Source organism: Psychrobacter sp. CX5 (assembly GCF_057621535.2).
Window position 1 is genome coordinate 1,587,079 of record NZ_CM177735.1, and the last position, 9,432, is coordinate 1,596,510.

The 9,432-nt window shown below is 45.7% G+C and carries 2 protein-coding genes; both read left to right on the forward strand.

Annotated elements, in window-relative coordinates:
- Nucleotides 1-701: 701 nt before the first annotated feature.
- Nucleotides 702-1,643 (forward strand): OmpA family protein, encoded by a 942-nt coding sequence (locus AC21OG_RS06195; protein ID WP_491185061.1) that lies wholly within the window; start codon nucleotides 702-704, stop codon nucleotides 1,641-1,643.
- 41 nt (nucleotides 1,644-1,684) lie between these two features.
- The gene (locus AC21OG_RS06200) at nucleotides 1,685-9,430 is read left to right on the forward strand and encodes an Ig-like domain-containing protein (protein ID WP_491185062.1); all 7,746 of its coding nucleotides are present in this window, start codon (nucleotides 1,685-1,687) and stop codon (nucleotides 9,428-9,430) included.
- The last annotated feature ends 2 nt before the right edge of the window (nucleotides 9,431-9,432 follow it).

Consider the following 9,432-nt stretch of genomic DNA (forward strand, 5'->3'; position numbering starts at 1 on the left):
ATATGCAGAAATTTTGCTTTTATAATTTCTAACTCATCAATTTATTACAGAAAAAAATTTATTAGATTTACTAACTCTTTAATTAAATATAATTTACATTATGTATGTATTATTTTTTATAAATTTTATTGATTGTTGGTTTTAATCAATTATAATGATTATGTAGTAGTCGAGTTTTTAAGTTTATTATAGGTTAATTTTTGCCTTTTAATTGTCATTTTAGCTATTAACATTGAGTTTTCTTTCCTTACTAATAAACCTATATACATTGATTCATTGTTACTTATACCCTTTAATAGCATGGCTTACATACAGATTGTTGTTCTAGTCTTTAACGCCATTTACTTAATTAGATTAAATAGGGTTTATAAGATGATATAAATTGGTTACATAAATATAGTGATGTTAAATTAAATAAAATTTTTAATATATCAATTAATTGATTATAATCCTCAAATTATTTAATTTAATATAATTGCAAATAAATATATGTAAATTATAATTTTATTTTTAATGTTTAATTATTAAGACTTTATTTTTATGAAATAAATGTTAATAAAATCAGTATATATGAAAGGTATTATAGGTTGTTTTAAATATTCCATGGCTATTTAATTATTTTATATAACTTTTATAAAACAATTAAAACAACCCATAACACTTTTACGAATAGAGACCAAACACAACTAAGGATGACACCAATGAAATACATTCAAGCCAAAAGACACATTCGGACCTGTAGCCTAGTCACCTCCCTATGGGCGATTATGTTTGGAATAGGGTACACAGCGACAGCAGAAGACAGCATGCGTCAAGTAGACCATATAGGCTGGAATAAAACAGGTGACACCGCTTTTCAGCCCATGAATGCCAGTGAACTACCGGCAAATGAAACCAACCTCATCTTTGTACGTCCCCTAGACAACGACGGACTACAAACCAGTGCCAATATCGCCATTGACGGCCGATTCCAAGTCAGTCTACAACCAGGGCACTACTCACAAATACGTTACTGCAGTGGACAACACAACATCAGTGTTGCACCAACCGGACTTAAAACAAACGATCTCACCAACGCCTTTAGTCATCTCGTTGAATTCACCCCCCAAGAAAACTACTACATCTACATCGACATTGATGACGCCACAGGCACACCGACGTTAAGCAAGCTTGAAGAAAGCGCCGCGCAGCAAATACTAAGCACCCAAAGCGAACAAACCCATCAAATCAGCCGCGTAGTTCGCGACTGTCCAGAGATAGTTGAGCCTGAGCCGCCGATTGTCATTGAAATAGACGAACCAATAAACCTAAAAGTATTGTTTGAATTTGACAAAGCCGTCATTCAGCCTGTATTCAACCCCCGCATCGAAGCGGTTGCAGACTATATGAAGAAATATCCAGACACCAGCACCGTCATTGAAGGTCACACCGACAGTATCGGAACAAACAGCTACAACATGGACTTATCAAAACGTCGCGCTGAAGCCGTTAAAAAAGAATTGGTTACTAAGTATGGCATCGCACCAAACCGATTAAGCACAGTAGGCTACGGAGAAAGCAGACCAGTAGAAAGCAACGCCACATCCGCAGGTCGTTACAACAACCGCCGCGTCGTTGCCACCGTAAGTGCTACTGAAGAATAAAGACACACTCAAAAATAAAAAGCGAATCCAAGGAATACAAAATGAAAACGATAATTGTAAAAGTAAATGATGCCGTACAAAGCATAGCCGAACATCAAGTTGTCACCAAAGACGGACAACCAACCGTCATCAAAGCCACAAACAAAGTAAACTATGAACTTATCGACACCTCGACGGGACGAGCACCAGATCACATCATCACCAAACGTGTCGGTAAAGACTTACACGTATCCATAGAAGAAACCGGCCAAGACAGCGACCTTATAATAGAAGGTTATTATGACGAGGCTGAAAGTGCGCTCATAGGACTAGCAGAAGATGGCAGCTACTACTACTATGTACCGGATACTGGTGAAGTAGAAGACTTTGTCACAGAACTGGCCGCAGGTGACAGCGAAGGACAAGCCTTAGGCGGTAACGCGTATCCAACCCCTTATTGGGTGGGCGCAGCAGATGACGGTGGCTTTGCTTGGCTACCTTGGTTAGTTGGCCTTGCAGGTTTAGCTGCCGTAGGAATTGCCTTAGCTGATGACGATGATGATAGTCCTGCACCCAAAGCACCGATTGTCATCGAAAGTCAAGAGAACCAACACCAGGACGACGATGGAATACCTGATAGCACTATCATCACAGGTACAGCTGAGCCTAATAGCAGTATTACTGTAGTAGATAAAGACGGTAATATCATTGGTAGTACCACAACCGATCCTGATGGCAGCTTTGAAGTAGAAACCGACATCGTCCTTGAAAATGGTGAAGAATATGAAGTCATATCTAAAGAAGGTGACGACATCATAGATACCGCCACTGTTATCGGTGACACCACCGCTCCGGGCACCCCTGAGCTCATTGCCAATGAAGACGGTTCTGTGACTGCAGAACCCGGTGAAGACGCTATCGAGATGATAGTTGAATACACTGATGAAAACGATGAACCACAAACCGTAGAAGTCACAAAAGGTGAAGACGGCACCTGGGGACCTAAAGATGGCACCGAACTACCAGATGGCGTTACAGTAGATCCCGAAACTGGTAAAGTCACCTTAAGTCCTGATAGTGTCAAAGACGGCACAACTGTAAAAGCAGAGAACGCTGACGAAGGCGGCAATAAATCTTCAGCGACCACTGTTGCCGGTAATGACTTAGTAGAACAAACCCCCCCAGCATCACCTGAATTAATTGCTACCCCTGATGGTGGCATACAAATGACACCAGCGGACGAAGCAGACGAAGCGACGCTTACCTATACAGATGAAAACGATCAACCACAAGAGATCACCATTGAAAAACGTGAGGATGGCACATGGACAGTACCAGAAGGAACAACCGTCCCAGAAGGTGTCACTTTGGATCCTCAAACAGGACAAGTTACCTTAGATCCTGATAGCGTTAAAGACGGATCACCAGTGACTGCTGAAAACAGCAATGATGGTGGCACATCGAGCTCAGAAACCACAGCCGGTAATGACATAGAAGACACCACCCCACCAAACTCACCAGACTTAGTAGAAACCGAAGGTGGCGGAGCACAAATGACACCTGCAGAAGATGCAGTTGACGCACAGGTTACTTACCAAGATGAAGACACCGGTGAAGAAGTAGTCATTGAGATTGAAAAAGGCGAAGATGGCACCTGGGGTCCTATCGATGGCAGCACCGTTCCTGATGGTGTAGTTATTGACCCACAAACAGGACAAACCTCCATACCAGGTGACAATATTAAAGATGACACCATCGTTGCTGCCGAGAATAGTGACGAAGCTGGTAATAGCTCAGATAGCGAGATCACCGTTGGCGGTAATGACACCACACCAGAAGAACTAGGACCTCAAGCACCAGAGTTAGTGGCCACATCAGATGGTGGAATTGAGATGACCCCTGCTGACGAAGCAGACGAAGCGACGCTTACCTACACAGATGAAAACGATCAACCACAAGAGATCACCATAGAAAAAGGCGAAGATGGCACATGGACGGTACCAGAAGGAACAACCGTCCCAGAAGGTGTCACTTTGGATCCTCAAACAGGACAAGTTACCTTAGATCCTGATAGCGTTAAAGACGGATCACCAGTGACTGCTGAGAACAGTAATGACAACGGCAGTGCAACCTCTCAGACTACTGCTGGTAATGATCTAGATGGTCCCTTAGCACCTAATGCTCCAGTTTTAGAGGCTAAAGACGATGGGTCAGTAGACATGACACCATCAGATGAAGCAGATGAAGCGACGCTCACTTTTACCGACGAGGATGATCAACCGCAAGAGATCACAATAGAAAAAGGCGAAGACGGTACTTGGGCGCCTGCTGAAGGCGTTACTATACCAGAAGGCGTTACCCTAGATCCCGAGACCGGTAAAGTAACTCTAAGTCCAGACAGCGTCAAAGATGGTTCATCCGTCGATGCCGAGAACAGCAACGACGGTGGCGTGGCGAGCTCACAAACCACAGCAGGTAATGACATTGAAGATCTAACCCCACCGCCAGCACCAACTATTTTAGCGCAAGATGATGGCTCAGTTATCGTTGAACCTGCCCAAACAGATGCCGTCGACTTAACCATAAACTACACCGACGAAGAAGGTGAAGACAACACCATCGAACTAGAAAAAGACGACAATGGCACATGGGGACCTAAAGATGGCACCGAACTACCCCAAGGCGTTACCGTAGATCCTGAAACCGGTACCGTTGACATTCACTATGATGCCATCAAAGACGGCTCACCTATACATGCTGAGAATAGCGATGAAGCAGGGAACACCTCAACTGCAGAATCTGTCGCGTCACGTGATCCTGTTAATGGGCCTATCGTTGAAATCATCACTGGGGACGATGAATTTGTTAATCCAGATGACCTAGATGATAATGATCAGGTACCCGTCAGCATCACCTTCCCAGAAGATAGTGGCTATATGCCGGGTGACATCCTTGAGATAGTAGGGCCTAACGGTGAACCCACAACCATTACACTCACTGAAGAGGTTCTTGAAACTGGCACTACTGTCCCTGTCACACCAGTTGAACAAGGCAACACTACCGTTAACGCTATCGTTAAAAACGCAGAGGGCCAACAGATCGGTTCAGGCAGTGATACTGCACCTACAGACCTACTAGTGCCAGGTGATGTCGATGGTGATGGTAGTGCGACAGATCCTAGTGATCCAAGTAAAGGAGACCCTGATGATACTGACAATACAGATGCAGAAGGTAATCCGACTGATGATACCACTACTATCGAAGGTGCACCAATTATCAGCTTCCCAGAAGACACTAGCGGTGACGGTGTCCTAAACGCCCAAGAAAATGGCGACAGCAAAGACACCACGCCTGTCCGCATAACAACTCCAGTCAACACTGATATCGGAGACACTGTTGTCGTCACCATCAATGGTGAAGAACAAGACGTGATTGTCACCCAAGACGACACCACTAACGGCTATGTTGTCGTAGACGCTCCGATTAGTAAAAATGACGATGGAAGCGTAGACGATATCGACGTTGAAGCCTACGTCAAAGATCCGTCAGGCAACACCTCAAGCACAGCTACGAACACTTTAGCAGTCGACATTAGCATCCCAGGCGACGTAGATGGCGATGGTGACACCGACGACGATGATGACGACACCACCACCGAGAACGGTGCACCAATTATCAGTTTCCCTGAAGATACCAGTGGTGACGGCATTTTAAACGCGGAAGAAAATGGCGACACAACTGACACTACCCCCGTACGAGTCAGTACACCTGCAGGCACCCAAGCGGGTGACACCGTCGTAGTTACCATTAATGGCGACGAACAAAGCATACCCGTCAGCGTCGTTGATATTGCTAATGGCTATGTAACCCTTGACGCCCCAATCTCCAAAAACGAAGACGGTAGCGTAGACGATATTGACGTTGAAGCCTACGTCGAAGATCCTGCGGGCAACACCTCTAATACTGCTGAAAATACACTAGCAGTGGATATCAGTGTACCTGGCGACGTAGATGGCGATAGCGATACGGACAATGATGATGATGATGATACCACTGAAAACGGTGCACCAATCATTACCTTCCCAGAAGACACTAGCGGTGATGGCTCCCTAAATGCCGAAGAAAATGGTGATAGCCCTGACAGTACCCCAGTTCGAGTAAGCTTACCAGCGAACACTGACCTAGAGGATACCGTTGTACTCACTATTAACGGCGAAGAACAACAAATCGTCGTTACTCAAGAAGCGCTTGATAACCAATACGTTGAAGTTGACGCAGCGATAACAACTGACACTACAGAAATTGACGCACAAGCCTATGTCAAAGATCCTGCTGGTAACGTATCGAATACAGCGAGTGAAACGCTTGCAATAAGCACCAACAACCCTGATGCACCAACCGTTGACATTATTGATGACGCAGACAACAACGGCTTACTAAGTGCCGAAGAGTTAGGTAATGCTGACACAGTTGAAGTAACCGTTAGCGTACCGGACACTGTTCAGATTGGTGATACCGTTATTGTCACCGACCAAGCCGGTAATGAAGTAGACAGCTTCACAGTTGGCACCAACATCACCGTAGGCGGCAGTGTCACAGTACAACCGCAAGTTCCTGCTGAAGGTGAGACCCTAACCGTCACCGCAGTGCTAACCGATGCAGCTGGTAACACAGCTGAAGGCTCAGACAGTGCTGTTATTGACACCACACCCCCAGCCACTGCACCGACAGTCACCATCGTTGATGACGCAGACGACGACGGCTTCTTAAATACCGAAGAGCTTGAGGGTAAAACAGAAGTATCAGTAGACGTTGTCATACCAGCCGATGCCGAAGAAGGCGATGTACTGACCGTCACCGACCAAGCAGGTAATGAGCTTGGCGAATACACCGTAGGAAGCACTGCCGACGTCGGTGCTGGTAGCACCGTAACTGTACAAGCGCCAGTGCCCGCTGAAGGTGAGACCTTAGAAGTAACAGCTGTTCTGACAGACCCAGCAGGCAATGACAGTGACCCAGGCACAGACAGTGCAAAAGTGGACACCCAACCGCCGACGGACCCCGAAACGCAAGTGGCAATTGATGACATCACTGATGACAACATCCTAAACGCTACCGAAGCGGGTCAAGACATCCCTGTAACCGGCACTGTAACTGGTGAATTTGTAGAAGGTGACAAAGTTACCGTCACCGTCAATGACAAACCATTTACCACAACTGTCAACCCAGATGGTAGCTTTAGCGTAGATGTCCCAGGTTCAGACCTAGCAGCGGATCCTGACACCACTATTGAAGTGGTCGTTGATGCGACTGATCCCGCAGGCAATACTGGTCCTGTCACTGCCACTAAAGAGTATGAAGTAGCGACTGCATCAGATGCGCCAACCGTTGACATTATTGATGACGCAGACAACAACGGCTTACTAAGTGCCGAAGAGTTAGGTAATGCTGACACAGTTGAAGTAACCGTTAGCGTACCGGACACTGTTCAGATTGGTGATACCGTTATTGTCACCGACCAAGCCGGTAATGAAGTAGACAGCTTCACAGTTGGCACCAACATCACCGTAGGCGGCAGTGTCACAGTACAACCGCAAGTTCCTGCTGAAGGTGAGACCCTAACCGTCACCGCAGTGCTAACCGATGCAGCTGGTAACACAGCTGAAGGCTCAGACAGTGCTGTTATTGACACCACACCCCCAGCCACTGCACCGACAGTCACCATCGTTGATGACGCAGACGACGACGGCTTCTTAAATACCGAAGAGCTTGAGGGTAAAACAGAAGTATCAGTAGACGTTGTCATACCAGCCGATGCCGAAGAAGGCGATGTACTGACCGTCACCGACCAAGCAGGTAATGAGCTTGGCGAATACACCGTAGGAAGCACTGCCGACGTCGGTGCTGGTAGCACCGTAACTGTACAAGCGCCAGTGCCCGCTGAAGGTGAGACCTTAGAAGTAACAGCTGTTCTGACAGACCCAGCAGGCAATGACAGTGACCCAGGCACAGACAGTGCAAAAGTGGACACCCAACCGCCGACGGACCCCGAAACGCAAGTGGCAATTGATGACATCACTGATGACAACATCCTAAACGCTACCGAAGCGGGTCAAGACATCCCTGTAACCGGCACTGTAACTGGTGAATTTGTAGAAGGTGACAAAGTTACCGTCACCGTCAATGACAAACCATTTACCACAACTGTCAACCCAGATGGTAGCTTTAGCGTAGAGGTACCAGGTTCAGACCTAGCAGCGGATCCTGACACTACTATTGATGTAGTGGTTGATGCGACTGATCCCGCAGGCAATACCGGTCCTGTCACTGCCACTAAAGAGTATGAAGTAGCGAATGGGTTATTATATAGTCCAACAGTTACTATTGTATCGGACAGCAGTCCAGACGATGGTGTTATCAATGCTCAGGAGTTAAATGGTCAAACTGAGCTAGATGTTGAAATAGCTGTGCCATCAGATGCGCAAATCGGAGACGTATTAACAGTTACGGACTATTTAGGTACTAGCTATACTTATGAAGTTGGTGATACCGTTTTACGTGGAGGCACAGTCACCATACAAGTTCCTGTACCGGCCGAGAATGAGACCATGGAAGTCACAGCCACATTGACTGATGCCACAGGTAACTCATCTCAAGCTTCGGACAGTGCCGTGATTGATACTACGGTAGATGCGCCAACCATCAACATAGCAGATGATTGGAACAATGATGAGTATTTGAACATTGCAGAGCTTGCCGGAAAAACACAAATTACTGTTGATGTTGTTATTCCGGATACTGCAGAAGTAGGAGACGAGCTTACCATTACTGACCAAGCAGGTAATACGCTTGAGACTTATCTAGTAGGTACAGATGCCAATGCAGGCGATACAGTGACTGTTCAACCTGAGATACCGGCTGATGGTACAGAGCTTACATTTAAGGCCACCTTGACAGATCCTGCTGGTAACAGCGTCGAAGTTTCAGACACCGCATTAGTTGATCAGACCGCACCTGACGCTGTCGTAATACCACGTACAACAAACACTGTTGTAACGGATGAAAACGGAAATCCTACACGAGTGGAGCGTCAGGGACAAGTACGCATTGAATCTAGTACTGATGAGGATACTGTTCTAATGAACTTCACCTATACTGATGAGACCTATAACCCAGAGACAGGTATGGTTGGTACTACTCATGAGGTAACAGTCGCTAGAGGAGAGGATGGGAATTGGAACTGGCTTACGTTTGATGGACAAGACGCTGTTGCTGACCCATCTGTCGTTCAATCTGCAATAGTACTTGATAATACTGATTTAAATGGTGATGGGGTAAACGAAGCCGTTGTTCTAATCAACCAAGACAGAATATTAGATAAGAGTGAAGTTTCTGCGACCAATACTGATATTGCTGGTAATGAAGGTAGCACAGCAACGGGAACTGGTGCAGATGATGGTCCCAGTGGGCTCAATTATACAGTGCCTAAGGGTGATGAGTTCCAAGATAGTGCTGCCTTTAGTGATGATGCCTTTAATGGTGAAATCGAGTATGCAGGATTTATCGATGAGGACGGTAATTTTACTAAACTAACCGATGACGGTCTTTTCGAGTTTGATGTTTCTTATAGAAATGGTGTAATCGATGGTTATGGTTTCTCTATAGTGGATGTTAATGCCGCTAATAATGATTTAGATCAATTACCTAATCAATGGATATATGACGTTGCATTCTTCGATAGTTCATTCAATCAAGTATATGTAGATACGCAGATATTGACCGAGGAAGTCCGTGGTGGGGTTGTATAGAT